General features: G+C 70.1%; 21 protein-coding genes. 5 read left to right on the top strand and 16 right to left on the bottom strand.

Annotated elements, in window-relative coordinates; all coding sequences use genetic code 11:
* Positions 1 to 27 precede the first annotated feature (27 nt).
* From E3O48_RS05365 to E3O48_RS05350, 4 genes are all read right to left on the bottom strand, one after another.
* A complete protein-coding gene (locus E3O48_RS05365; RefSeq protein WP_134537582.1) occupies positions 28 to 1,353 on the bottom strand; it encodes an ABC transporter substrate-binding protein in 1,326 nt (441 codons plus the stop codon).
* A 98-nt stretch (positions 1,354 to 1,451) separates the two neighbouring features.
* On the bottom strand, positions 1,452 to 2,366 hold the full coding sequence (locus E3O48_RS05360) for a carbohydrate ABC transporter permease (protein WP_134506129.1): 915 nt from the start codon (positions 2,364 to 2,366) through the stop codon (positions 1,452 to 1,454).
* Between the two features lie 5 nt (positions 2,367 to 2,371).
* On the bottom strand, positions 2,372 to 3,328 hold the full coding sequence (locus tag E3O48_RS05355) for a carbohydrate ABC transporter permease (protein WP_134506066.1): 957 nt from the start codon (positions 3,326 to 3,328) through the stop codon (positions 2,372 to 2,374).
* Positions 3,325 to 5,361, bottom strand: a complete 2,037-nt coding sequence (locus E3O48_RS05350) for a beta-galactosidase (RefSeq protein WP_134537581.1) — start codon at positions 5,359 to 5,361, stop codon at positions 3,325 to 3,327. Before E3O48_RS05350 ends, E3O48_RS05355 begins: the two co-directional genes overlap by 4 nt.
* 165 nt (positions 5,362 to 5,526) lie before the next feature.
* On the opposite strand from E3O48_RS05350, the gene E3O48_RS05345 reads away from it, so the two are divergent.
* The 3 genes from E3O48_RS05345 to E3O48_RS05335 all read left to right on the top strand — a co-directional run bounded on the left by E3O48_RS05345 (position 5,527) and on the right by E3O48_RS05335 (position 8,040).
* Positions 5,527 to 6,549, top strand: a complete 1,023-nt coding sequence (locus E3O48_RS05345; protein WP_134537580.1) for a LacI family DNA-binding transcriptional regulator — start codon at positions 5,527 to 5,529, stop codon at positions 6,547 to 6,549.
* A 287-nt stretch (positions 6,550 to 6,836) separates the two neighbouring features.
* Positions 6,837 to 7,112, top strand: coding sequence for an acylphosphatase (locus E3O48_RS05340; protein ID WP_241982411.1), 276 nt, complete (start codon positions 6,837 to 6,839; stop codon positions 7,110 to 7,112).
* Positions 7,113 to 7,218: 106 nt separating this feature from the next.
* Complete coding sequence (locus E3O48_RS05335) at positions 7,219 to 8,040, top strand: Pr6Pr family membrane protein (RefSeq protein WP_134537579.1); 822 nt, start codon at positions 7,219 to 7,221, stop codon at positions 8,038 to 8,040.
* Here the strand turns inward: E3O48_RS05335 and E3O48_RS05330 are convergent.
* The 8 genes from E3O48_RS05330 to E3O48_RS05295 form a co-directional block, all read right to left on the bottom strand.
* On the bottom strand, positions 8,027 to 8,290 hold the full coding sequence (locus E3O48_RS05330) for a hypothetical protein (protein ID WP_134506076.1): 264 nt from the start codon (positions 8,288 to 8,290) through the stop codon (positions 8,027 to 8,029). The two genes, E3O48_RS05335 and E3O48_RS05330, sit on opposite strands and share 14 nt — an antisense overlap.
* A gap of 319 nt (positions 8,291 to 8,609) precedes the next feature.
* Complete coding sequence (locus tag E3O48_RS05325; RefSeq protein WP_166788613.1) at positions 8,610 to 10,031, bottom strand: NAD(P)/FAD-dependent oxidoreductase; 1,422 nt, start codon at positions 10,029 to 10,031, stop codon at positions 8,610 to 8,612.
* A 230-nt stretch (positions 10,032 to 10,261) separates the two neighbouring features.
* Entirely contained in the window at positions 10,262 to 12,001 is a 1,740-nt protein-coding gene (locus tag E3O48_RS05320) for a methyltransferase (RefSeq protein ID WP_241982410.1), read from the bottom strand.
* A gap of 240 nt (positions 12,002 to 12,241) precedes the next feature.
* Complete coding sequence (locus E3O48_RS05315; protein WP_134537577.1) at positions 12,242 to 13,225, bottom strand: SDR family NAD(P)-dependent oxidoreductase; 984 nt, start codon at positions 13,223 to 13,225, stop codon at positions 12,242 to 12,244.
* A gap of 258 nt (positions 13,226 to 13,483) precedes the next feature.
* Complete coding sequence (locus E3O48_RS05310; protein WP_370249226.1) at positions 13,484 to 14,398, bottom strand: carbohydrate ABC transporter permease; 915 nt, start codon at positions 14,396 to 14,398, stop codon at positions 13,484 to 13,486.
* Positions 14,395 to 15,657 (bottom strand): carbohydrate ABC transporter permease, encoded by a 1,263-nt coding sequence (locus E3O48_RS05305; RefSeq protein ID WP_134537576.1) that lies wholly within the window; start codon positions 15,655 to 15,657, stop codon positions 14,395 to 14,397. Before E3O48_RS05305 ends, E3O48_RS05310 begins: the two co-directional genes overlap by 4 nt.
* 10 nt (positions 15,658 to 15,667) lie before the next feature.
* Positions 15,668 to 16,915, bottom strand: a complete 1,248-nt coding sequence (locus tag E3O48_RS05300) for an extracellular solute-binding protein (RefSeq protein ID WP_134537575.1) — start codon at positions 16,913 to 16,915, stop codon at positions 15,668 to 15,670.
* Positions 16,912 to 18,036, bottom strand: a complete 1,125-nt coding sequence (locus E3O48_RS05295; protein ID WP_134537574.1) for a LacI family DNA-binding transcriptional regulator — start codon at positions 18,034 to 18,036, stop codon at positions 16,912 to 16,914. The genes E3O48_RS05300 and E3O48_RS05295 overlap by 4 nt, the downstream gene beginning before the upstream one ends.
* Before the next feature lie 169 nt (positions 18,037 to 18,205).
* Here E3O48_RS05295 and E3O48_RS05290 point away from each other — a divergent pair, with 169 nt between their 5' ends.
* Complete coding sequence (locus E3O48_RS05290) at positions 18,206 to 20,278, top strand: glycogen debranching N-terminal domain-containing protein (RefSeq protein WP_134537573.1); 2,073 nt, start codon at positions 18,206 to 18,208, stop codon at positions 20,276 to 20,278.
* Between the two features lie 165 nt (positions 20,279 to 20,443).
* Here E3O48_RS05290 and E3O48_RS05285 read toward each other — a convergent pair whose 3' ends face one another.
* From E3O48_RS05285 to E3O48_RS05270, 4 genes are all read right to left on the bottom strand, one after another.
* Entirely contained in the window at positions 20,444 to 21,577 is a 1,134-nt protein-coding gene (locus E3O48_RS05285) for an NAD(P)/FAD-dependent oxidoreductase (RefSeq protein WP_134537572.1), read from the bottom strand.
* On the bottom strand, positions 21,570 to 22,319 hold the full coding sequence (locus tag E3O48_RS05280) for a class I SAM-dependent methyltransferase (RefSeq protein ID WP_134537571.1): 750 nt from the start codon (positions 22,317 to 22,319) through the stop codon (positions 21,570 to 21,572). Before E3O48_RS05280 ends, E3O48_RS05285 begins: the two co-directional genes overlap by 8 nt.
* 6 nt (positions 22,320 to 22,325) lie before the next feature.
* Entirely contained in the window at positions 22,326 to 23,618 is a 1,293-nt protein-coding gene (locus tag E3O48_RS17955; protein ID WP_241982409.1) for a type III polyketide synthase, read from the bottom strand.
* A 73-nt stretch (positions 23,619 to 23,691) separates the two neighbouring features.
* Entirely contained in the window at positions 23,692 to 24,546 is an 855-nt protein-coding gene (locus E3O48_RS05270; protein ID WP_134506094.1) for a phosphatase PAP2 family protein, read from the bottom strand.
* 104 nt (positions 24,547 to 24,650) lie between these two features.
* Here E3O48_RS05270 and E3O48_RS05265 point away from each other — a divergent pair, with 104 nt between their 5' ends.
* Positions 24,651 to 24,866, top strand: coding sequence for a hypothetical protein (locus E3O48_RS05265; protein WP_134537570.1), 216 nt, complete (start codon positions 24,651 to 24,653; stop codon positions 24,864 to 24,866).
* Positions 24,867 to 24,957 lie beyond the last annotated feature (91 nt).

Raw genomic sequence — 24,957 nt, 5'->3', positions numbered from 1 at the left:
CCACCCCGACTCAGGGTCGTGCGCGTGCTACTTGTTGACCGGGATCGACTGCGCCGACATGGCCGCGATCGTGTTGGCCTGGCCGACCTTCAACGCCTCGGCGAGGGTTCCCTTGCCGCTGACCGCGCCCTTGAAGCCGTCTGAGACATCATTGTAGGTCTGGGTCATGGTCGGGCCCCAGACGAAGTCCGGGGAGACCTGGGCGGATGCGGTCGCGAACTCGTCGTAGATCGCCTGGTCGCCGTAGAACGGCACGCCCTCCTTGAGCGCGGGCAGGTCGAGGCCGGACTTGGCCGCCGGGTAGAGGTTGGCGGACTTGTTCAGCATCGTGAGCGACTCGGCGGAGGTGTTCAACCACAGCGCGAACTTCGCGGCCTCGTAGGGGTGCTTGGAACCCTTGAAAACAGCGGTGGACGAGCCACCCCAGTTGCCGCTGGCCTTGTCGCCGGCCTTCCACTGCGGGGACTGGGCGACGGCCCACTTGCCCGCGGTGTCCGGGGCGCCGCTGGCGATGGAGTTGGCACCCCAGGCTGCGGAGTTCCAGGTCCAGTCACTGCCGGAGTTGTAGGCGTTGTTCCACTCATCGGTCCACGGCGGGTTCGTCGAGACGAGGTCCCGGTCGATCAGGTCCTGCCAGTAGGCTGCGACCTTGGTCGTGGTCGGGTCGGTCAGGTCGACTGTCCACTTGTCACCGTCGTTCTTGAACCACTTTCCGCCGGCCTGCCAGACGAACCCGGCGAACTGGTTGATGTCGCTCTGCGAGAAGTTGGTGATGTAGCCGCCGGTGGCGCGGATCTTCTCCGCCGCGGTGGCGTATTCGGCCCAGGTAGTCGGAATCTCGATGTTGTTCGCCTTGAACAGGTCGGTCCGGTAGAACATGGCCATGGGGCCGGCGTCCTGCGGGATGGCGTAGACCGACTTGTCCTCGCCGAAGTTCACCTGACCCCAGGTCCAGTCGACGAAGTCGCTCTTCGCGTCGAGCACGCCGTCGCAGGCGGCCAGGTCGGTCAGGCCGTCCTGCACCCGGAAGTTCGGCAGCGCGTCGTATTCGATCTGGCCCAGGTCGGGCGCGTTGCCGGCCTTGAGCTGGTTGAAGAAGTTCTGGTAGGTGCCGCCGTTGCCGTTCGGGCCGGTCTGCACCTTGACCTGGATGTCGGGGTTGGCCTTGTTCCACACTGCGACGGTGTCTTCCATGCCGGGAATCCAGGTGGTGAAGGTCAGGTCGACCTTGCCCTTGGACGGGGCGCAGGCTGCGGCGTCGGTGCCGGTGGAGCCGGAGGTGGCGCAGCCGGTGAGGGCAACGGTGGCCGCCGTGAGCAAGGCGACGGCGACTGCTCTTTTCTTCATTCGCATTCTGTTTCTTCTTTTCTCTTGGGGGGGGGTGGAATCCGCCTGGGCTGTCCACGCGGATACTGCTGCGGTGCGGGTGATGCGGGAGGAGCGGCTTGGGGCTACTTGACCGAACCGGCGCTGAGGCCGTTCCGCCAGAAGCGCTGGAGGAGAAGGAAGATGATGATCAGCGGGATGATCGACAACAGGGCGCCGATCAGAACGTAATCGCGCAGCACGGGGATCTGGTTCACCTGGGAGTTCCAGGCGTAGAGACCGAGCGTGACCGGGAACAGGGTCTCGTCCCGCAGCATGATCAAGGGCAGGAAGAAGTTGTTCCAGATGGCGACGAACTGGAACAGGAAGACCGTGACCAGGGCGGGCACCATCATCCGTACCGAAACGGTGAAGAACGTGCGCACCTCGCCGGCCCCGTCGAGGCGGGCGGCCTCGATCAGCTCGTCCGGCACGCTGGCCGAGGCGTAGATGCGGGCGAGGTAGACCCCGAACGGGCTGACCAGGCTCGGCAGGAACACCGACCAGAACGTGTTGGTGAGGCTGATCTGGGAGAAGATCAGGAACAGCGGCAGCGCCAGGGCGGTGGCGGGCACGAGCACCCCGCCGAGCACGACGTTGAAGATGAGTTCGCGGCCCGGGAAGCGGTACTTGGCGAGCGCGTAACCGCACATCCCGGCGATGATGGTGCCGATGGCCGCGCCGCCACCGGCGTAGAGGGCGCTGTTGAGCATCCACTTGAGGTAGACGCCGTCACGGTAGGCGACCAGGTTGCCGATGTTCTCGAACAGGGAGAAGTCGGCGAACCAGAGCGGGTTCGTGGTGTTGAACTGGGACCGGTTCTTCGACGCCGCGACCAGCAGCCACCAGATCGGCACCAGGAAGTAGAGGGTGAAGACGCCCATCACGATCAGGGCGCCGCCGCGGGCGAACGGGCTCTCCCGCTGCGCGAGTGGCGCCTTCGGTGTCTTCGACTGCGCCGGGCGGATGCCGCGCGCGGGCTGCGCGGGCGCGGGGATCATGGTGCTCACTTGGCTTCCTTCCGCTGGGTGAACTTCAGGAATGTGAAGGACAGGATGAACGTGGCCACGGCCAGCACGACCGAGAAGGCCGCCGCGAGGTTCACGTTCGGAATGGACGAGGTCGTGTAGACGGTGAGGTTCGGGGTGAACGTGCTGGTCACCGCCGAGCTGAAGCTGCGGAACACCTGCGGTTCGGCGAGCAGCTGCAGGGTGCCGATGATCGAGAAGATCGCGGTGAGCACGATCGCGGGCATGATCAGGGGGATCTTCACCGACCAGGCGATCCGCAACTGGCCGGCCCCGTCGAGGCGGGCGGCCTCGTAGAGCTCGGTGGGGATGGCGAGCAGCGCGGAGTAGATGATGAGCATGTTGTAGCCCACGTAGACCCAGGTGACGACGTTCGCGATCGACCACAGCACGAGGTCGGCCGAGAGGAAGTCGACGTTCTCGGTGACCGCGCTGAACGGCGACAGGTTGGGCGAGTAGAGGTAGCCCCACATGATCGCCGCGATGACGCCCGGTACCGCGTAGGGCACGAAGAAGGCGAGCCGGAAGAAGCGCTTGCCGCGCAGCAGCGGCGAGTCGAGCAGCAGGGCGAACAGAAGCGCCAGACCGAGCATGATCGGAACCTGCACGACGCCGAACATGAGCACCCGCCCGATCGACTGCCAGAACGGCCCGTTCTGGAAGACCAGGATGTACTGGCTGAAACCGCCGAACACCTCCGTGGCTGCGCCGAAGGTGCCCTCGCGCTTGATCACCAGGAGCGATTCGTAGATCGCGTAACCGATGGGCACCAGGTAGAACAGTCCGAACAGGATGCCGAACGGGAGCACGAAGGCGAGGATCGCCCCGGTGTGCTGCACCCGCACCTTCGGCGTGCGCGGCTTCCTGGCCCTGGACTTGGATGGCCGGGCGGCGCCGCCCGGGGCATCCGTGAGTGAAGCGGCGGGTGCGCTCATGATGCGGTGTCCTCTCTGATGACGCGAACGGCGCCGGCCGGAACGCGCACGACGCGACCGACCGGTTCACCGGTGATGAGTTCGTGGCCGGCGGCCGGCAGGGTGAGTTCGATGCCGCCGTGGTTGATGATGAACAGGTAGCTCGCGGTGGCGCTCGTCCGGCGGACGACCTCGACCGAGCCGTCGCTCTCCGGGCCGACCGCGGTCACCCTGGCCTGTTGTGCGACCGTGCGCATCAGGTCGCGCAGCGCCCCGGCCTCGAGCGCGGTGGCCAGGTACCAGGCGGTGCCGGCGCCGTGCGGGTTGCGGGTGACGGCCGGGATGCCCGGCAACGGGCCGTTCAGGTAGCGGGCCATCACCTCGGCGCCGGTCGGGCGGAGCCGTTCGGTCCACAGGCTCGCGGCGGCGCCGGTGTCGAGGGCGACCTGTCCGCCGGGCGCGAGCGGGAAGAACTCCTCGACGGTGATGCCGAGCAGGTCCCGGAACGCACCGGGGTAACCGCCCGTGCGCACCCGGTCGTCCTCGTCGACGATGCCGCTGAAGAAGGTGACGACGGCGTGGCCGCCGGCGGCGACGTAGCCGGTGAGGTTGGCGGCCTGCGCGTCGGTGACCAGGTAGAGGGCGGGGGCGACCACGAGGCGGTAGCCGGAGAGGTCCGCGTCAGGGGAGACGACGTCGACCGTGATGCCCAGTTCGCGCAGGGCGGTGTAGGCGGCGAGGACCTGGTCGAGGTAGCGCACCTCGTGCGACGGGCGGGATTCCCCGTCGCCGGCCCACTGCGCCTGCCAGCTGAAGATGATCGCGGCATCCGCCACGACCGTGGTGCCGGCGAGTTCGCCCAGCCGGCCGATGGCGGCGCCCAGGTCGACCACGTCGCGCCAGAGCTCGGTGTCGGTGCCGGCGTGGGGCACCAGGGCGGAGTGGAACTTCTCCGAGCCCTGCAGGGAGGCGCGCCACTGGAAGTAGCAGACCGCGTCGGCGCCGCGGGCGACGTGGGTGAGCGAATTGCGGGCCATCTCCCCAGGCGTCTTGGCCAGGTTCACCGGCTGCCAGTTGACCGCCCCGGTGGAGTGCTCCATCAGCAGCCAGGGTGCGCCACCGGCGAGGCCGCGGCTGAGGTCGGCGGCGAAGGCCAGTTCGGTGGTGGGGTCGGCCAGCCGGTTGTCGAGGTAGTGGTCGTTGGCGACCACGTCGACGTCCGGCGCCCAGGACCAGTAGTCGAGGTTCTTGATGTGCGCGGCGACCATGAAGTTGGTGGTCACCGGCACGGTGCTGTGCCGGCGGAGCACGGCCGCCTCCCGGCGGTAGTAGTCGAGCAGTTCGTCCGAGCTGAACCGGTGGAAGTCGAGGGCCTGGCCGGGGTTGCGGCTGGACAGGGTGAGCCGCGGGGTGAGGATCTCGTTCCACTGGCCGTAGCGCTGGCTCCAGAATGAGGTGCCCCAGGCCGCGTTCAACGCGTCGATGGTGCCGTAGCGGGCCTGCAGCCAGGCGCGGAAGGCATCAGCGGTGTCGTCGCAGTAGCAGAGCGCGTTGTGGCAGCCGAGCTCGTTGGACACGTGCCAGAGCGCGATCGCCGGGTGGTTGCCGTAGCGTTCGGCCACCTTCTCGACCAGGGCGAGGGCGCGTTCGCGGAACACCGCGGAACTCGGGCACCAGGCCTGGCGGCCGCCGGGGTAGCGGGTGGTGCCGTCCTCCGTCATCGGGAGGATCTCGGGGTGCAGCGTGGTCAGCCACGGCGGCGGCGACGAGGTGCCGGTGCCCAGGTTCACCCGGATGCCGCCGGCGTGCAGCAGGTCGATGATCGCGTCGAGGGCGGTGAAGTCGTACTCCCCCGGCCTCGGCTCGAGCTGGGACCAGCCGAAGATGTTGACGGCGACCAGGTCGACGCCGGCCTCCTGCATGAGCGCGACATCCTGAACCCAGACCTCGGGGCTCCACTGCTCCGGGTTGTAGTCGCAGCCGAAGGCGATGCCGTCGTGGCTGAACGGGGTGGCCGGGACCTGGCTCTCCTCGGTTGCTGCTCGCGAGTTCATGTGCTCCCTGACCGTGCTTCCATTGCGTTCGTCGACGACTCTGTGAACGTGCACAGTCCGGGGAGCGAAAACTCTCCGTCGAGATTCTGTGAACGTACACACACTAAGTAGCGGCGCGCGCCCGTGTCAAGCCGATTCGGGAAAATCGGGGGCTACAGTTATCGAATGGTGACCGTTCCGGCAAGGCGCAAGCGTGCGACCATCCACGACGTCGCCGTGGAGGCCGGGGTGTCCCGCGGCACCGTGAGCCGGGTCGTCAATGACGAACCCTATGTCTCGGCGGCGGCCCGCACGGCGATCGAGGCCGCGATCGAGAAGGTCGGCTACGTGCCGAACAACGCCGCCCGCAACCTGGTGATGCAGCGCTCGCAGGCGGTCGGGTTCATCGTGCACGAGCCGCACTCTTTGTTCCTGGATGACCCGAACATCGGCGGCATCCTGCTCGGCGCGAACACCGTGCTCTCCCGTGCCGACTACCAGATGGTCAGCCTCGTGATCGATTCGCAGCGCGACACCGACCGGGTGGCCCGCTACCTGAGCGGCGGGTTCGTCGACGGGGTCATCATCGTCTCGGCCCGCCACGAGGATCCGATGATCCGGGTCGTGGAGAAGCTCGCCCTGCCGGCCGCCTTCGTCGGGCACCCGCCGGACCTGCGCCGGCTCCCCTTCGTGGGCATCGACAACCGCCGGTCGGCGCGCGCGATCACCGAGCGGCTGATCGGCACGGGGCGGAGCCGGATCGGCATGATCGCGGCGGCGCTCGACCGGGACTCCGGCGCCGACCGCCTGGCCGGCTTCACCGACGCCCTCGGCTCCCGTTTCGACCCGAACCTCGTCGAGCGCGTTCCGCTCTACACCTACTCCGACGGGGCGGCCGGGATGCGCGCTCTGCTCGCCCGCGAGCCCGGCATCGACGGCGTGTTCGCGGCATCCGACGCCGTGGCGGCCGGAGCCCTCGAAGCGCTCCGCGATGCGGGGCGCAGCGTGCCGGGCGACGTGGGCGTCGTCGGCTTCGACGACAGCACCTGGGCCCTCCGCACCCAGCCGCACCTGTCCACCGTGCACCAGCCGGCCTTCGGGCTCGGGGCGGCCGCGGCGGAGTGCGTTCTCGGCCAGTTGCGCGGCGAGGAGCAGCCGACCGACGGCATCCTGCTGGAGACCCCCATCGTCTGGCGCGACTCCGCCTGACCGCCCCGGTTCGCTGCCGTTCCCGGCCGATCCGGGCGAATTCGCAGCCGGATCGGGGGCTAACTCAGGAGAAACGCGGCGCGGCCGCGATTCACCGCCCTCAGTTCCGCACGGCTCCGCGGGTCGTCCGGATCGGAATCGAGAATCTCCTGAGTTAACCGCAGGCACGCGTGCTCGCATCCGCACTCTTCTGCAGGATACGTGGCAGGGATTGCCGGTGCGGCAGCTGACGAGCCCCTACCGGCGGCCGATCCGGGGCACACTGGGAGCATGAACGGGTCTGAGCGATGAAACGGATGCGCACCCGCGCCGTCGTCCGCGGCGTCGTGCAAGCCGTGGGGTTCCGGTACTACGCGCAGGCCGAGGCCGACCGGCTCGGTGTGGCCGGCTTCGTGCGCAACCGTCGCGACGGCGCTGTCGAGGTGGAGGCGGAAGGTGACCCCGCGGCCGTGTCGGCCATGCTGGACTGGCTCGCCCATGGTCCGCCGTCGGCCCTGGTCGAGTCGGTCGAGACCTCCGAACTGGAGCCGCTGGGCGAAACCGCGTTCCGGATAGATTTCTGAGCCGGCGCCTCCGGCACTCCCCGGTGCGCGGCCGCGTGTCCCGTCGCCCATTTCCACCCCCGGCCGGGGTCAGGAGGCGTCCGGGATGCTGGCGTAGCGTGGAGGCATGTGCGCGCGAGCATCCGAACCCGCTCGGACGAAGACGACGGCGCGCGGAATCCAGGCAGCGTCGCGGCGATTCGTCGCGCCCGCAGGCCGGGCACGGCGGGAACCGTCCGGGCTCGCACCGGCCACCGCCCGGGCTCGCACCGGGGCGCGGTTCAGCGTGCGCCAGGCGTTCGGCGTCGGCCGGGTGGTGCTGGCGGTGGCCGGCGTCGTCGCCCTGCTCGGCTACTTCGACTATGTGCTCGGTTTCGCCACGTTCGCCGTCTACAACTACTTCAGCTATTTCACCGTGCTCACCGGCATGGGCGCGGTCGTCGCGTTCGTCGCCGGCGCCGTCGTCGCCTTCAGACGGGCGGTCGACCCACCCTGGCTGGACTGGTTCCGGCTGCTGATCACGACCTACATCATCGTATCCGGGATCGTCTTCCTGACCATCGTGATCCAGTCCTCGTCGCGGGACTACACGATCGAGGTGCCCTGGTCCAGCCAGCTGCTGCACTTCTGGATCCCCGGCATCGCCCTGCTCGACTGGCTGACGGATGCCGGAAAGGCCCGCCTGCCCTGGAAGACCACCGCCTGGGTGATGCTCGTGCCCGGTCTGTGGGGTGCGTTCACCCTTGCGCGCGGCGCGTTGGTCGGCTGGTATCCCTACTTCTTCCTCGACCCGGCCCAGGTCAGCGGACCGCTCGAGACCCTGCTCTACAGCCTGGTCGCGGTGGCGCTGTTCACCGGGATCGCGGCCGTGCTCACGGCCACGTCGCGGCTGTCGCCGCGTCCGTGGCGGCGCATCCCGGCCGCGGTCGCCGCCGCTACAGCGGAATAAAGGTGTAGTCGCTGGTGAGGTGCTCATTGCGGCAGGCGCCGCAGTAGAGCACGCCCGAGTGCCGCATCGCGTGCACCCGCGGGGAGCACTGCACGACCTTGGGTCCGCAGCAGGGCGAGATCACCATGTAGGCGCCGGGGGCGGTGGGAGAATGCCCGCTCAGGCCGCGCACATGGTGCGAGCCTTCGCAGGGCAGGTCGGTGTCGAAATCGAGAAGGACGACGGAGTCGAGATCCAGCAGGGTATCCATGAGGCACGTTCAATCAAGCGGTCAAGCCGGGGGAACTGCGGCCGCGGGTGGGGACGGTGCACCCGAGCGGCGACCGCGCCGGGTGGCCGAAGGAAGACCCGGCCAGGACGCACTGGGTGGAGACCCGGCGGATTCCAACGGCAGTTCCGATCGGGCAACGGCTGGCCCTCTGGGCTAGCACCGCGATGGACTGCACCTGCATGAAAGTGCTCCTCAAAAAAGGAGTTTTTCTCAACGACTGGACGTTGCAAGCACTCTACACCACCTCGCTGGGAATCGCGGGGGGTTGTTTTCCACCGCCCGGTCAGACCCGGTTTCGCTATTTCGGGGTCGGCACCGGTGCGAGGAAGGGTTCCAGGCTGGCCAGTGCGGCGGCGAGGAACTCGTCGTCGTCGACCTCGGCGAGGCGAAGGGCGCTCTCAGCCGCCACCAGCCCCATCAGCACGGGCTCGCCGGTCAGCGGCACCATGTTGATCCAGACCTTGAAGTCGCCGTCGCCGCCGACCGTGGTCCAGAGCGGCGCCTCGGTGTCCCAGAACGGCTGGTCGAATTGCAGCCAGATCTTGTCCAGCGTGCCGACGCCGAGCGCCGCGATCGCGCCGCGATGGGCGAACGGCAGTGGCGGGGCGAACTCCATCACCTTGGTCTTCAGCACGCCAAGCGGAATCGTGACGACGACCCGGTCGGCGCCGAGCGATTCGCCGTTGCCGAGGCGCAGGCTGACGCCCTCGTCTGAGTAGGCCAGGCGGGTGACCACGCTGGAGTCGAGCAGGTCGATGCCGGCGGCGGCATCCGTGACCAGGGTCGAAAAGCCGCCGAGCACGATCCGGTCGTCGTCGGCGCCCAGGTCGGTCGAGGTGTACCAGGCGGACTGCAGGTCGACGGATGCGCCTGCGTTCAGGTCGAGGACGGCGGCGATCTCGTGGTCGAGCCAGTCGGTGTCGGAGATGCCGGTGTCGGCATCCGTCGTCGACAGCTTCGACGCCCCCGAGTCGGCGAGCGCCCGCGCGACGGACACGTCGGCGGGCTGGTCCACCGCCCAGGCCAGCGCGGCCGCGACGGCCTGGGGCCCGATGTCGGGCACGGGCACGACCAGTCCGGCGGGGGTGCGGGTCTCGACCGTGCGGCCGAACGGCGCCGTCGCGACGCCGAGCCGGATGAGTTCCTCGTCGAGGGAGGTCTGCCCGCTGTGGCGCACGAAGGAGGGGCCGAGCTCGATCGGGAACGGCCATTTCTTGTCGCTGACCGTGTTGATCCGGCCGCCGATCCGGTCGCGGGCCTCGACCACGACCACGTCGAAGCCGGTCTCCTGCAGCGCGCGCGCCGCGGACAGGCCGGCGATGCCGGCGCCGATCACGGCGATCCGCTCGCCGGTTGTGGCGGCGGCTCCCACCTCGCGGGCGGCGCGGAGGCCGGACTCACGAGCACCCTGGACGGTTCCGGGGAAGTCGGGCGAGGTGGCCTCGCCGGCGAAGAACAGGCGGTCCTGCACGGGCTTGCTCAGCGCGTCCCGCTGCTCGGGGGTTGCCCCGACTGCGGGGAAGCTGAAGGAGCCGCGGGCGAACGGGTCGGCCGACCAGGAGGTGCGGCGCATCATGGCCGGCTTCGGCACGAGCGACGCGGTCGGCGACGGCTTGGGGGTGAGCGTCGACGACGGCGTGGGGCTCGGCGGCACGCAGGCGGTGAGCGCGAGAACGGAGAGCCCGGAGACCGAGCCGATCAGGAATGTTCGACGTTTCATTGCGGTGACCATGCCAGTGCTGACACGGACGCTCTCCTCTCCGAGCCTGCCGGTGTGGTTGCTCCCAAACTACCGCAGCCGCCTGCCGATCCGCCGACCGGGCGGTGCCGGCGCGGGCGCGCGGCCTCCGCTCGGGTGGAGAAACTCGCGACACGCCGTTGTTCGCGCCGGAGCAACCCGGCGCGTCGCAGAAACTCCGCGTGAACGGATGCCGCGGCGCGCGGACCCACTCAGGCGGGCAGGAGCAGGAAGCCGTCGTCGATGAGGCCGCGCACGCCGGGCAGGAGTTCGGCGGCGAGCTCGGCCTCGTCGGCGTCGAGCAGTTGCGCGAGCGCGGACACGATCGACCCCACGTCGAGGTCGCCGTCGCACGCCCCGACGAGGGCGGCGAGGGCGGTGTCCAGCGGCACGGACCGGCCGAAGCCGCCACCCTGGTGCAGGGTCATCAGCGTCGGATCCTCCTGGCCCGGCCAGTAGTGGCGCTCCTCGGTGACGTCGGAGGCGACGGTGAGCCGCAACCGGGAGAGGAGGCCGGCATCCGTCGCCGCCTGCCGGTCGTGCGCGGCCAGGCAGGCGGCCAGGTGGCTGCCGATGCCGGCCGGGTTGTGGCCGAGCGCGCCGGGGAGGCGTTCGAGCCGGCGGAGGCCGGACCCGGTGGCCGTCGGACGGCGGAGGAGCAGGTAGCCGAAGCCGACCTGGCTGACGCCGCGCGTCTCGAAGTCGTCCAGCCAGGCGCCGTAGAGCCGGTCGAAGTCGGCGGTGCCCGGGCGGGTGCCGCCGTCGCGGATCCAGGTCTCGGCGTAGAGCGCGGGAGACTGCACCTCGCGTTCGATGATCCACGCGTCGAGGCCGGGCGCGGGGCGCGGCGCCCCGCCCGGCTGCGGGGCGTCGAGCCAGCGGCCGAGGCGGTCGAAGGCATCCTGGTCGGTGCGGTATTCCCAGTTGCCGAGCAGCTGGGCGACGCCGCCTTGCGTGAGGTGCTCGGCCGCGCCGCGCACGACCGCCTCGACGAGGGCATCGCCGACCATGCCGCCGTCGCGGTATTCGTAGCTGGGCACGCCCTCGGTGCGCGGGGTGATCACGAACGGCGGGTTGGAGATGATGTGGTCGAAGCGCTCCCCCGCGACCGGTTCGAACAGGCTGCCGAGCCGGAATTCGATGTTGCGGATGCCGTTCAGCCGCGCGTTGAGCGCCGCCAGCTCGAGGGCCTGCACCGAGATGTCGGTCGCGACGACGTGGTCGGCGTGACGGGCGGCGTGCAGGGCCTGGATGCCGCAGCCCGTGCCGAGGTCGAGGGCGGTCCTGACCCTGGTCGGGATCAGCAGTCCGCTCAGGGTGAGGGATGCCCCGCCGACGCCGAGCACGTGCGTTTCCCCGAGCGGGCGGCCGAGTGCGAGTTCGCCGAGGTCGGAGGCGATCCACCAGCTGCCGGCACCGCTCTCGTCCACGAAGCTGTACGGTCGCAGTTCGAGCAGCGGCCTGAGCGAGCCGGACTCGGACGCCCCCGCGTCGGACGAGCCGGCCGTGCCGGGTGTCCCAACCGACTCGGCCGCGTCCGGCATCCCGACGGTCTCGGCCGTCTCGGCTGTCTCCGGGTTCCCCGGCGTCTCGGCTGTCTCCGGGTTCCCCGGCGTCTCGGCGGTCTCCGAGTTTCCCGGCGTCTCGGCGGGGTCGCTGCCGGCGACCAGTCCGAGCGCCTCGGCACCGGCGACACCGAGCGAGGGGAGGGCGGCCGCGAGGTCGGCGCGGGTCACCGGCAGGCCGAGCACGAAGAGCCGGGCCAGGGTCGCGGACGGTTCGGTCCGCCCGAGCTTCGCCCGGAGAGCCGAGAGCGCGCGCAGGGCCGGAACCCGCTGGTTGCGGCGGAGTGCGGCATCCGCTTCGCTGCCCCACAGGCCGGTCAGCGCCGAAACGGAGTAGTGGGCGGCGCCGAGGTCGGCTCGGAGCTGGTCAACGAGTGCAGAAGTCACTGACCCATTCAACTGCACCCGGGGCCCCCGGGCTCGGCCCTTCCAGCCGTGCCCTGTGCATAACTCCTGCACATTCCGGGGCCGGCACCCGGCCGCACCTGCGGTGACCCGGAATCCCGGGCCGGATTCCGGGGCGGCCGGCGGATTGCAGGAGTTATGCACGGGTGGGGACGAAGACCCGCTGCGCCGGGCGTCCGGGGCGGCCGTCGGGGCCGGGAACGGGGCGGGAACGGCCGGAGGTCAGCGGCGCTCCTCGGAGATGCTGTTGCCGCCGTCGACCACGATCGTCTGTCCGGTGACGTAGGAGGCGCCCGGGGAGGCGAGCCAGGCGATGACGGATGCCACCTCCGCGGCCGTTCCGCTCCGCCCGGCCGGCACGAGCCCGCCTTCGACCGCCTCGCTCTCGAGCTGGGAGCCCGTCTCGATCCAGCCGGGGGCGACCGCGTTGGCGGTGATGCCGCGGGCGGCCTCGTCCACGGCGAGCGCCCGGGTCAGCCCGACGAGGCCGGCCTTGGCCGCGGCGTAGGCCACATCATTGCGGGAGGCCATCACCGGCCCGCTCACGCTCGACACCGTCACGATGCGGCCCCAGCCCGCGACCCGCATGAAGCCGACCACGGTGCGGGTGGCGTGGAACGCGGTCGACAGGTTGATGGCGAGGCCGCGGTCCCACTCCGCGGGGCTCGTCGTGACGTCACCGTGCAGCATCTCGGCGTCGCCGACGGCGACCATGCCGGCGTTGTTCACCAGGATCGTCGGGGCAAGGCCCGCGCCGGCGAGCGCCTCGGCCAGCACCCGCGCGCCGGCCTCGGCGTCGAGGGTGCAGACGATGCCGGATGCCTCGATCCCCCGAGCCGCGAGCTCCGCCGCGCGCTCGTGCACCCGGTCGGTCGTCGCGGTGAGCACCACCCGGGCACCGAGTTCGCCGAGCATCCCGGCCGCGGCGAATCCGATGCCGGTGGCGCTGCCGGCCCCGGTCACGAGCGCCGTGCGCCCGGTCAGGTCCCAGGCCGGGGGCAGGGTCAGCGCGGCAGGGCGGCCGACGTCAGGGCCGGCGACGTCAGGGCCGGCGGCGTCAGGGCGGGCAGAGCCGGGGCCGGCAGCGTCAGGGCGGGCAGAGCCGGGGCCGGCAGCGTCAGGGCCGGCGGCGTCAGGGCGGGCAGAGCCGGGGCCGGCAGCGTCAGGGCGGGCAGAGTCGGGGCCGGCGGCGTCGGGGCGAGTCATGGCGTCACCCTAGCGGAGCATCCGTCGGATGCCCCGCCGCCCCTCCGGCCTCCCCTGCGGCACTTGCTCCCGCCGCCGGCGCGTGGCTAACTCAGGAGATTCGGTGCCCGCCGGAAAGCCGCCCCCGGAATTCCGCGTCGGCCCGGGAAGCCGGCCGCAGATTTCCTGAGTTAGCCACACGGCAGCGACCGGCGCCGGCAGACGAACGGCCCGTGCTGCTCGGGCCATCGGCACAAGCAGCACGGGCCGATGCCGGCGTCAGCCCTTCTCGGAGCCTTCGGTGGTGTTGATGAGCCGCTTCTGGAAGACGAAGAACATGATCGCGATCGGGATGGTCATCAGCACGGCGGCCGCCATCTTGAGCGGGAACTCGTTGCCCGAGCCGAGCTGGCCGGAGAACAGCGAGGCGATGCCCGTCGTGAGGGTGTTCGTCTCCGGGCTCTGCCTGGACACGATGAAGTGCCCGAACTCGTTCCACGAACCCTGGAAGCTCAGGATGAACAGGGTCACCAGGGCGGGCCTGGCCATCGGCAGCACGATCGTCCAGAAGGTGCGGAAGACGCCGGCGCCGTCGAGGCGGGCCGCTTCCTCCACCCCGTTCGGAATCGACTCGAAGAACTGCTTCATGATGAAGATCCCGGCCGCGTCGACCAGCAGCGGCACGATCATGCCCGCGTAGCTGTCGTACATGCCGAACTGCTTGAGGATGAGGAAGCGCGGGATCAGGAGCACGACCCCGGGGACGGCCATCACCGCGACGAGGGACGCGAAGATGAGTCCGCGGCCGCGGAACCGCAGCCGGCTCAGGGCGTAGCCGGCGAGGGAGTCGAAGAACACCCGGCCGAGGGTGATCGTGATGGTCACGAAGATCGTGTTCATCGTCCACAGCGGCAGCGGGACATCCGTGAACAGCCGCTCGAACGACGCGAACGACCAGATCTGCGGGATCAGCCGGAGCGGGTCGTTGGTGGCCTCGTCGTCGGTCTTGAACGCGGAGGACAGCGTGATCAGGAACGGGTAGATGTAGACGAGGGCGAGCACGCCGAGCATGAGGTAGCTGAGCCCCGACCCGGTGCGGAGCCGCCAGCCGATCGACCGCTTGCGCATCGTGGGGGCCGGCGTCGGCTCGGGGGCCACGGCGGCCGGGGCCTGGGGGGTGGTCACGGCGTTCATTTGTCTCCTCCGGCCTGGTTCGAGGTGGCGCTTCCGTGGGAGGACAACCTCGAGGACCTCTGGTCCGCAGCGGATGCTCCGGTGGTCGCCGCGACGACGACGGCACGATCGGCGGCGATCGCCCCCGCCAGCGCCCGGCTCACCCTGCCCTTGTCCTTCCGATCCCGCAGGACATACCGCTGCAGGGCGGTGAGCAGGATGATGATCACGAACAGGATGAAGGAGATCGCCGCACCCTGACCCCAGTTCAGTTGCTTGAACGAGGTGTCGTAGGCTAGGTAGGCAGGGGTCAGCAGGGTCTTGCCCGGCTTGCCGCCGCCGGTGAGGTATATCTGGTCGAAGACCTGCCAGGTGCCGATCAACCCGAGCGTCAGCACGGTGAAGAGGGTCGGCTTGAGCATCGGGAGGGTGACAGAGAAGAATTTGCGGAACGGGCCGGCCCCGTCCATCAGCGCGGCCTCGTCCACCTCGGCGCCGATCGCCTGCATGGCCGCGATGAAGAGCAGCATGAAGGTTCCCGAGGTGGTGAAGACGGCGAGCAGGATGATCGCAGACATGGCCACGCTCGGCCCGCTCAGCCAGTCCCACCAGCTGACCCCGAGCATCCCGCCGCCCGTGAGCGCCTCCGGTGCCGAGGAGACGCCGAAGGCGCCGAGGATGATGTGCAGCACTCCGCGCGGGTCGGCGAACCAGACCGGGCCGCTCGCCCCGAAGAAGCCGAGGATCTTGTTGACGGCGCCGGTGGCGCCGAACAGGAACAGCCAGATCGCGGTGATCGCGATCGAGCTGGTCACCGAGGGGAAGTAGAACGCGGTGCGGAAGAAACCGCGACCCTTGAGGATACGCCGGTTCACCTGCACCGCCAGGAACAGGGCGAGCGCGGTCTGCAGCGGAACCACGAGCAGCACGTAGTAGACGTTGTTGCGGATGGACGTGCCGAAGTCCTTCTGGGCGAGCCCCGGATCGGAGAGCACCGCCTCGAAGTTCTTCGACCCGACGAAACTGACCTGCGGGTTCAGCGGCGAGCCGAGCCCGCTCCAGTCGCTGACGCTCACCCAGATGGCGAGGAGCACCGGCACGACCAGGAAGATCCCGATGATGATGATCGGCGGGGTGATGAACAACCAGCCGTACTTCGCCTCACCGCGATGCACGCTCGATCGAGACGTGCCACGGCGGCGATTCGGGGCAGACCCTGCCCCACTGGATGCTGTGCCGGCATCCGTTGTTGGATTGGTGCTGCCCCGAATCGCGCTCATGATGTCCTGCCTACTTCTTGTTCGCTGCGTCGAGGGCGGCCTGCAGGTTCGTCTGCAGCGCGCTCAGGATCGCCTTGGGATCAGCGGTGCTCAGGCCCTGCAGCTGGGCGTTGAAGTCGCCGATCACGGTTGATGCGCCGGCGAACGCGACCGGGCTGACCGCGTAGTCGTTGCTCTTGACGAAGGACGCGTTCTGCGGGTACGTCGTCGAGTAGACCTTGGCGGCCGACTCGGTCGACGGGATGACCCCGAATGCGTCGGAGAACTTCAGCTGCTGCTCGTCGGTGGTGAGGAACTTCACCAGGCTTTCGGCGGCGGCTGTCGTCTTGGACTGGGCCGGGATGCCCCAGCAGTTGCTGAAGGTGAAGGTCGACTGCCCACCGGGGCCGGCGGGAAGTTCGACGGCCTTGTACTTCAGGTCGGGGTAGTCGGCCTTGAGCCCGCTGATCCACGGACCCTCGATGACCATGGCGGCCTTGCCCTTGCCGAGCGCCTCTCCGCTCCAGCCGGAGTCGAGGTCTGCCGGGAACTTGAGCACGCCGTCGGAGAGGAGCGTCTTCACCTCGGTGAGTCCGGCGAGGTTCTCGGCCGAGTCGGCCGTGACCTTCTTGCCGTCCTTGGAGAGCATCGATCCGCCGGCCTGGTTCATGAACGTGCCGATCCGGGCGTATTCCGCGCCGAAGGACAGCCCGGCCGTGTCGGCCGTGGTGAGCTTCTTGGCGACGGCCTCGAGGCCGGCCCAATCGGTGGGGATGTCTGCGTCGGTCAGGCCGGCCGCATCCCACTTCTCGGTGTTGATGATCAGGCCGAGGGTGGAGAAGTCCTTGGGCTCGCAGTAGAACTTGTCCTTATAGCTGAACGCACTCGTCAGAGCCGGGTAGAAGGCATCCTTGTTCCCGGCCTGGTCGGCGTAGGGCTCCAGGTATTGCTTGCTCGCGTAGGTCTGGAACTGGTCCCAGCCCATGTAGAACAGGTCGGGCGGGTTGCCGCCGGCGAAGCCCTGGCCCAGCTGCTGGGTGAGGTCGTTGGCCGCGACGACCTTGACGGTCGCCTTGTTGGTGGTGCCCCAGGCCGTGGCCGCGTCGGTCACTGCCTTCGTCTCGGCGTCGCCGCTCGAGCCGATCAGCACGGTGAGCTTCTGCCCGGCAACGTCGCCGCCGGCGCTGTCGCTGCCACCGGACGAACAGGCGGCCAGGCTGGCCAACAGTCCGCCGGCCACCAGAACAGCACCCCAGCGTGCTCCTCGTCGTAGTTTCATTGTGTTTCCTTCCCATTCTTGTGATTGCCGACCGCACTCTTGGTTGCGGTGGGGGTCGATGCCGCGTCAGAGGCCAGCAGCCGCAGCGGCTGCCGGATGACGAGGTGAGGTGTGATCAGCCGGTGACGGGTGTCCCCGGCGGCGGCGTCGCGGTGCACGAGGTCTCCCCCGGTCTGGCCGAGCAGCAGTTCGAGGGCGCCGCCGGCGACCTCGTCGAGGGTCTGGTCGACGCTGGAGAGGCCGATGGCCTGGCCGACGGGCGAGTTGTCGAAGCCGATGATCGGCAGGTCGCTCCGGCCGACGGATGCCGCGGCGATCATCGCGCCGAGGGCGAGCGTGTCGCTCGCGCAGACCAGGCCGTCGATCTTCTCGTCGCTCTCGAGCAGCGCGACCACGGCATCCCTGGCGTCTTCGAGGCGGTCCTCCACGCTCAGGTTGAGGGCGGCGAGGTCGGTGTCGCTGGTGGAGAGGCGTTCCTCGACGGCGGCCTGCCAGCCGCGGCGGCGATCGTCGCCGGTGCCGGAGAGGCTCGGCCAGCCGACGAACCCGACCCGGGAGGAGCCCTGGTCGATCAGGTGGATGGCCGCCTCGCGCATCCCCGCGAATCCGTCCACGTCCACCCAGAGGTGCTTGGGGTTGTTCATGTCGTTGGCGCCCCACGGCCGGCCGAAGGTGACGAAGGGAACGTCGTTCTCCACCAGCCATTCCGTGCGCGGGTCGCCGTGGAAGGTGGCCGTGAGCACGAACGCGTCCACGTCGGCGCCGGCGCGCAGCTTGCGGATCTGCTCAATCTCGGCGGCCGGGTCGGCGGCGGTGAAGAGCAGGATCCGGATGCCGCGGGCATCCGCCTGCTCGGTCAGGGCGTGCAGGAAACGGTCGAGCAGCGCGCCCGAGATGCCGTTGGTCATCGGGTCGAGCCGGATGGCGATCGTGGATGACTTGCGCATCCGCAGCCGGCGAGCCGAGGCGTGTGGCCGGTAGGCCAGCTTGCGGATGGCGACCTCGACGCGCTTGCGGGTCTCCGGCTTGACGATCGCCGGGGTGTTCAGCACGTTGGACACGGTCTGCCTGGACACCCGGGCGGCACGTGCGACGTCTTCGATCGTCGGTAACCGGTCCACGGTGCCTCCTTGCGGTAAGTGGTGATTTGATCGTTCAAAAGTTTGATCGTTCAAATCTTGAGTGCTACGTTACCTGAATACGCGAATCTGTCAATAATCAATCGCACAGCGGGCCTCGAATGCACTATTGCAGGGCTCACCGAATCACTGAGGAGTCGTGAATCCACGCATGTCCGAGACACCGAAGCACCCGCACCAGCCTCTGCTCCACGACGAACTGGTCGCCCTGTCGGCGCCCACCCAGGTCTGGTCCTCCCCCGACGGATCGATGGGCAGCCGCCCCCTGCACGGCATCTACCACTCCGACACCCGCATCGTGGGCGCCCTCACCCTGCTGGTCGGCGGCCAGATCCCCGAGAACATCTCGCACAGCGTGACGGATGCCGCCACGCTCCGCTTCGTCTCCCTGCTGCGCCACCTCGACGGCCGCGGCGCCGACCCCCGGGTTCTCCTCAACCGGGTGCGCCGGGTGCGGGACGGCCGGGTGACCGAGACGATCGAACTCACCAGTGCGATCACCGACCCGATCGAGACGACCGTGACGCTCGAGCTCACGCCGTCGTTCGACATCATCCACGACGTCAAGGGCGGCGTGCTCACCCCGGGCGTCGAGATCGTCTCCGTGCTCGACGACGACGGCGTGCACTACTCCTCCGGCGCGATCACGGCGTCGTTCTCCTCCGCCGACGCCGACCTCGTCGTCGACGCCGACGGTCTGACCACCGCGAGCTGGAGCGTCACGATCCCCGCCCACGGCAGCGTCGGCGTGAGCTGGGAACTGGCCATCGTCGACCCGTCGGCCGTCGTCCGCGGCGCGAGCGGGGCATCCGACTGGGCCGGCGTCACGGCCCGCGCCGACGACTCCCGCCTCGGCGCCTGGGTGGACACCGCCCTCAAGGACCTCGCCGGGCTGCGGATGGTCACCCGCGACCAGCCCGACGACGTGTTCCTCGCCGCCGGGGCGCCGTGGTTCTTCACCCTCTTCGGCCGGGACTCGATCTGGGCCGCCCGGATGCTGCTGCCGCTCGGCACCGGCCTCGCCGGGTCGACCCTGCGCGTGCTCGCCGCGCTGCAGGGCACCGAGACGGTCGCCGCGACCGCCGAACAGCCCGGCAAGATCATGCACGAGCTGCGGCCGGGCACCCTGAACATGCCCGGCGAGGACACCTCGCTGCCGCCGCTCTACTTCGGCACGGTCGATGCGACCGCGCTGTGGATCAACCTGCTGCACGACGCCTGGAAGTGGGGCATGCCCGACGCCGAGGTCGAGGCGCTGCTGCCCCATCTCGAGACCGCTCTGGTCTGGATGCGCTCCTACGGCGACAGCGACGGCGACGGTTTCCTCGAATACGTCGACTCGACCGGGCACGGCCTGGCCAACCAAGGCTGGAAGGACTCCGGCGATTCCATCCAATGGCGAGACGGGAGCCTCTCCGAAGGCCCGATCGCGCTCTGCGAGGTGCAGGCCTACGCCTACGAGGCCGCCGTCGGCGGCGCCGCGCTGCTCGACCACTTCGGCCGCTCCGGCGGCGCGGACTGGCGCGACTGGGCTGCCGCGCTCAAGACCCGCTTCAACGAGGCGTTCTGGATCGAGTCCCCCGACGGCGCCTACCCGGCCGTCGCCCTCGATGCGCGCAAGCAGAAGGTCGACACCGTCACCAGCAACATCGGCCACCTGCTCGGCACCGGAATCCTCGACGAGGAGGGCTCGCGCCTGGTCGCGCGGCGCCTGGTCTCCCCCGAGCTGAGCTCGGGCTACGGCCTCCGCACAATGTCGACCGATTCCACCGGCTACTGGCCGCTGAGCTACCACGGCGGCTCGGTCTGGACGCACGACACCGCGATCGCGATCGCCGGCCTCGGCCGGGCCGGTTTCGGCGCGGAGGCGGCGGTTTTGATCGAGGGGCTGCTCCGCACCGCGGAGGGCTTCGACTACCGGATGCCCGAACTCCACTCCGGCCACTCGACCGAGGAGTCCGCCGCGCCGATCCCGTACCCGGCCGCCTGCCGCCCGCAGGCCTGGTCGGCCGCGTCCGCCGTCGCGGTGCTCGGCACGATCCTGGGCCTCGAACCCGACGCTCAGGCGGACGAGCTCCGGGTCTCCCCCCTGCCGATCGCCGGGGCGCTCGATGTGCGCGGCCTCGTCTTCGGGGGACGCAGCTTCGAGCTCGCCACGGATGCCTCCGGCGCGGTGAGCCGCAACACGCTGCTCGCGGCGGCATCCGTCGCCGTCGGCCAGTAGCGCTCGGCGGAGTCTCCCGAGCCTGACGCGCATAACTCCTGCTATTTCTGCCTCCGGCCGGACACTGCCCCGGAATCCCGGGCACGTTCGGCGCCCGTCGGCTGAATTGCAGGAGTTACGCAGGTGACGTCGCCCTGAACCTGCGGGCGGGGTGGATCAGCGGGGCTAGAGCCAGCGCATGGTGAACGCGCGGGCGAGGACCAGGCTCGCCGGCGGCACTCCGAGCGCGCGCACGAGGCCGTTCCGCGCTCGCAGGCGCAGGCCGTGCGCCGGCCGGCCCATCGCCATGTTGAAGCCGGCCTGCCGCGCGGCCATCCGGGCGCTGCGCCGGCGGCGACGGTCGTAGTCGGCGAGAACGGATGCCGCGGCCGCCGGCTCGCGGATCGCCCGTTCCAGTGCGGGGGCCAGCTGCAGCGCGTCGAGCCAGCCGAGGTTCATGCCCTGCCCGCCGATCGGGCTGATCTGGTGGGCGGCGTCGCCGACCAGAACGACCCGGCCGGACACGAGCCGCCGAGCCAGCCGCTGCTGCACCGCGAAGGAGCTCGCTGCCGCCTCCGTCGGCGGCAGCTCGATGCCGGTGCGGGTGCGCACGAGGGCCGCGAGGTCGGCGCTGGTCGCATCCGTCATCAGGGTCGGGGTCATCGCCACCCACCGGCGCCGGCCGCCGGGCAGCGGGAACGACTCGACCACCCCGCCCCGCTCGAAGAACAGCACCGCCTCATCGCCGTACTCGCCGGTGTCGGCATAGTCGCTCATCAGGTAGGTTTCGCCGCCGGTGCGGGCGGTGCAGCGGATTCCGAGCAGGTCGCGCACGGCGCTGCGGGCACCGTCGGCGGCCACGACGTAGCGGGCCTCGAGCGGCTCTGCCGCGCCGGGCGCGGTGGCGAGCTCGACCCGGTCTCCCCGGTCGCGCACCCCGGTCACGGTCAAGCCGCCGCGGAACCCGCCGGGCCGGAGCTCTGCGAACCGGGCCCGCAGCACCGCCTCGGTCTCGTACTGGGGCAGGGAGATTACGCGCTGGTAGCGGTCGGCGGTCTCGGCGAACCGGAGCCGGCCGAGTCGGCGTCCGTCGGAGCGTACCTCCCCACCGTTGATTCGGACCGCACTCTCGATGATCGTATCGGCGACTCCGAGCTGCCGCAGGGCCCGGAGCGACGGCGGGTGGATGCCGATGGCCCGCGACCGCATCGACGGCTCGCTCCGCTGCTCGAGCACCTCCACGTCGAGGCCGCGCACGGCGAGCAGCCCGGCCAGCAGGATGCCGACCGGTCCCCCGCCGACGACGATGACGTCACGCATCCGTCGCCCCGCCGCCCGGCGCCGCGGCCGCCCGTTCCTCCTCGGATTGGGGCGCCCAGCGCAGCACGAGGCGGGACGGCCGCTCCCGGGTCACCCGCCAGCCTCGCGGCAGGACGGCGCGCAGCTCGGCCGCGGTGAAGCTGCGCCGGATCGAGGTGAGCCCGTCGTCGCGGATGAACGAGCGACCGAAAAACGGCCAGGTGCCCAGGCCGAAGCCGAGGTAGGCGAACCGGCTGCGTTCGATGTCGCCGTGCAGCACCCGGCCGGCGGCGAGCCGCTCGGAATCGACGAGCAGGCCGCCGAGCTGCGTGGCGGAGAGGTGGTGCAGCACATGGTTGGAGACGACGAAGTCGAAGCGCGCTCCCTCGGCCACCAGCTCGGAGCTCAGCGCCCGCCGGAAGGTGAGCCCCGGCAGCGGCGGCAGGCCGGTGGCGTAGGCGTGCGCCCGGGGATCCGGGTCGATCGCGGTCACGGTGAGGCGCAGCCCGTCCCCGGCCGCCCAGCGGGCCAGCGCCCTGGCCATGTCGCCGCCGCCCGACCCGATGTCGAGCAGGGTGCTCTCCGTCATGCGCGACAACTCCGGGCGGATCTCCCGCCGGTAGATCCCGCGCCAGCCCGACACGACCGCGTTCACGAACCGGAAGTTCGCGTAGGTGCGGTCGAGCCGTTCCGGGTCGCAGTCGGGGTCGTCCATCAGCTCGACGGCGTCGCTCTCGCGCAGCCGCAGCGACGGGATGCCCACGGTCGCCTAGCCGGCGGAGACGGTCATCAGCCCGGACTCGACGGTGAGTCCCGGCCCGAACGCCATCGCACAGACCCGTTCCCCGTCGGCGGTGGCCGGGGCGTCGAGGATGGCCTTCAGCACGAACAGGATCGTGGCGCTGCTCATGTTCCCGTATTGGCGCAAGGTCTCCCGCGAGGGCACGAGCTGCGCCTCGCTGAGCCCGAGCTTTGCTTCGGTCTTGTCCAGGATGCTGCGCCCGCCCGGGTGGATCGCCCAGTGCGCGATCGCCGTGGAAAGCGTCGCGGGAAGCGCCGCGGGAAGCGCCGTGAGAAGCGTCGCGGCCAGGGCCCCGGCCGAACCGGCGGCCACCCCGGCCGGCATCCCCGCGGCCAGCGCGCCCGGCCCACCGGCGACCGCCCCGACCAGCTCACGCTCCGGCTCGGCCGCGGGCGGCGCCAGCGCCGCCGTGAGTGACTCGTCCCGGGCGAAGAGCGGCGCGAGGGCCGCTTCGATGTGTTCGTCGATGATGTGCGGCACATACGTGCTCAGCACCATTTCGAAGCCCTCGTCACCGATCTTCCAGGCCATGTCGCCCTCGCCGACCGGGGTGATCACGGTCTCGAACAGGTCGAGGTCCAGGGCCCGCTCCCCCGGCAACGGCGCCCGGGAGCTGACGATCCCGGCCGCGGCCCCGTCGGAGAACAACGAGGAGGCGACGATCGTGTCCGGGTCGTCGGAGCTGCGCAGGTGCAGCGAGCACAGCTCGGCACTGACGACCAGCACGACCGCGTTCGGATCGGCCTCGACGAACTGCTTCGCCGTGCGCAGCGCCGGCATCGACGCGTAGCAGCCCATGAAACCGAGGTGGTAGCGCTGGGTGGCCGGGCTCAGCCCCAGTTCGCGCACGAGCATGTAGTCGGGGCCCGGGGCGTAGAAGCCGGTGCACGACACGGTGACGACGTGGGTGATGTCCGCCGCGACGATGTCGGGGCAGGCGGCCAGCGCCCGGCGCCCGGCTTCGACGAAGAGCTTGGTCGCCTCGACGATGTAGAGCTCGTTTCGCACCCGGGTGCCCGGCATCAGCAGGCGCTGCGTGGCCGCGTCGAAGAACTGCGGGTCAGCGGTGTCCGAGTCGAGCGTGAGCTCGTCGATCACGGTGTGGCGGCGGTCGATTCCCGACAGGTTGAAGGATGCCGTCACCAGCCGTTGGGCCAGCCGGCTCAGTCCCGGCTGGGCCGCGAACACGTCGCGCACCTGCTCCTGCACCAGGATTGTCGGCGGAACCACGGTCTGCAGCGCTCTGAGAGTGACGGACATAGCCCCAGTGTTACACGCAGCCCCGCACCGGCACACCCCCCACGCATCGGGATGCCTCCCGGCAAACCTCGGGTCAGGGCAGGCGGGAGAACAGCCGGGTTGCCGTGAGCGCCACGGCGAATCCGGCCGCGATGATCGCCGACACCCCGCCGATGTACGCGATCAGCGGCCCGGGCGTGGTTCCGAACGCGCGGAAGTAGGTGACCAGGAACGCGGAGACCGCAACGACGAGGAACGGCACCAGGATCTTCAGCTGGATCCGGGCCCCTGCGGCCGGCGGAGCCTTCATGGTGGTCGCGTCATCGCCGCGCCACACGGTCAGCGCCACCCCGCCGGCGCACCCCCAGACCGCAACGACGAGCAGAGCGGCGATCACGTCGCTCGGCCGGTGCCAGCCGTTCGCGAGGGTCGACACTCCCGCGACCACCGCGAAGGCGGTGCCCGCGAGGGCGCTCAGCCACCGCGTTCGCGGGCTGGAGACGAGGAAGACGGCGAGGGCGGATGCCGCGGCCACCGTCGTATGCCCGGAGGGCAACGAGTTGCCCGCATAGCCGTCGACGCCGAGGTCCGGCCGGGTCAGCAGCAAGCCCTTGAGCAGCTGCGTGGTCAGCACGGCGCCCAGGGCCGCGCCGATCGCGACGACCAGGGTGCGCACGTTTCGCCGGACGGCGGTGAGGATGCCGGTGATCACCGCTCCCGCGATCACGGACACCACGGGCAGGGCGTCGAGCACCTGCTGGGTGAACGGGGTCACGCTGCGCCGGCCGAACTCCGCTCCGTCGAAGGCGAGCTGGTCCATGGTCTGGCCGGCGAGGGTGCGCACCGAGAACAGGTAGATCACGACGAATACCGCGATCGAGCAGAAAGCACCCACGACATAGCGGAGGGGACTGGTGGTCGACGTGGTGCGCACGTTCCAGTTTCCCACGCCTGGCTGCACAACCCCTCAACCGGCACCGGCATCCGCCCGTCGTTCGCGCACAGCGTGCGCCCGACCCTTGACTCGGCAACCGGGCGGCGTAGCTTGTGAGAATGTTCAACTTGCACTGGGGCCGGGCACAGGCCGGCCGGAAATCCGCGGGCAAGCGCGCCGTCGGCCTGGACGGTTTCACCGGGCTCGAGGGCGACTTCGAAGCCGAACGGCGCCGCGCCGCCGACGCCGCCGACGAGCAGATCGAGCCGTATGAGCAGGACCAGATCGACAAGCCGACCCTGCCCGGCTCCTCCTCCGGCCTGACCCACCCCTGAGCCCGCGACAGGCCCGAGGTGACGGGCTCGGGAGAGCAGGTCATGCAGATCGAGGAAGTCGACAGGAAGGCTGTGTCCTGGACGCGGAAAA

This window comes from Cryobacterium sp. HLT2-28 (genome assembly GCF_004402495.1).
GTDB lineage: Bacteria > Actinomycetota > Actinomycetes > Actinomycetales > Microbacteriaceae > Cryobacterium > Cryobacterium mannosilyticum.
The sequence above is the reverse complement of the archived record's forward strand: the minus strand, read 5'-3'. Positions and strand labels throughout refer to the sequence as shown.

What these genes read in the sequence shown, in the direction of transcription:
- E3O48_RS05365 (WP_134537582.1), bottom strand. Translation starts at nt 1,353, where the DNA reads ATGCGAATGAAGAAAAGAGCAGTCGCCGTCGCCTTGCTCACGGCGGCC.
- E3O48_RS05360 (WP_134506129.1), bottom strand. Translation starts at nt 2,366, where the DNA reads ATGATCCCCGCGCCCGCGCAGCCCGCGCGCGGCATCCGCCCGGCGCAG.
- E3O48_RS05355 (WP_134506066.1), bottom strand. Translation starts at nt 3,328, where the DNA reads ATGAGCGCACCCGCCGCTTCACTCACGGATGCCCCGGGCGGCGCCGCC.
- E3O48_RS05350 (WP_134537581.1), bottom strand. Translation starts at nt 5,361, where the DNA reads ATGAACTCGCGAGCAGCAACCGAGGAGAGCCAGGTCCCGGCCACCCCG.
- E3O48_RS05345 (WP_134537580.1), top strand. Translation starts at nt 5,527, where the DNA reads ATGGTGACCGTTCCGGCAAGGCGCAAGCGTGCGACCATCCACGACGTC.
- E3O48_RS05340 (WP_241982411.1), top strand. Translation starts at nt 6,837, where the DNA reads ATGAAACGGATGCGCACCCGCGCCGTCGTCCGCGGCGTCGTGCAAGCC.
- E3O48_RS05335 (WP_134537579.1), top strand. Translation starts at nt 7,219, where the DNA reads ATGTGCGCGCGAGCATCCGAACCCGCTCGGACGAAGACGACGGCGCGC.
- E3O48_RS05330 (WP_134506076.1), bottom strand. Translation starts at nt 8,290, where the DNA reads ATGGATACCCTGCTGGATCTCGACTCCGTCGTCCTTCTCGATTTCGAC.
- E3O48_RS05325 (WP_166788613.1), bottom strand. Translation starts at nt 10,031, where the DNA reads ATGAAACGTCGAACATTCCTGATCGGCTCGGTCTCCGGGCTCTCCGTT.
- E3O48_RS05315 (WP_134537577.1), bottom strand. Translation starts at nt 13,225, where the DNA reads ATGACTCGCCCCGACGCCGCCGGCCCCGACTCTGCCCGCCCTGACGCT.
- E3O48_RS05310 (WP_370249226.1), bottom strand. Translation starts at nt 14,398, where the DNA reads ATGAACGCCGTGACCACCCCCCAGGCCCCGGCCGCCGTGGCCCCCGAG.
- E3O48_RS05305 (WP_134537576.1), bottom strand. Translation starts at nt 15,657, where the DNA reads ATGAGCGCGATTCGGGGCAGCACCAATCCAACAACGGATGCCGGCACA.
- E3O48_RS05300 (WP_134537575.1), bottom strand. Translation starts at nt 16,915, where the DNA reads ATGAAACTACGACGAGGAGCACGCTGGGGTGCTGTTCTGGTGGCCGGC.
- E3O48_RS05290 (WP_134537573.1), top strand. Translation starts at nt 18,206, where the DNA reads ATGTCCGAGACACCGAAGCACCCGCACCAGCCTCTGCTCCACGACGAA.
- E3O48_RS05285 (WP_134537572.1), bottom strand. Translation starts at nt 21,577, where the DNA reads ATGCGTGACGTCATCGTCGTCGGCGGGGGACCGGTCGGCATCCTGCTG.
- E3O48_RS17955 (WP_241982409.1), bottom strand. Translation starts at nt 23,618, where the DNA reads ATGTCCGTCACTCTCAGAGCGCTGCAGACCGTGGTTCCGCCGACAATC.
- E3O48_RS05265 (WP_134537570.1), top strand. Translation starts at nt 24,651, where the DNA reads ATGTTCAACTTGCACTGGGGCCGGGCACAGGCCGGCCGGAAATCCGCG.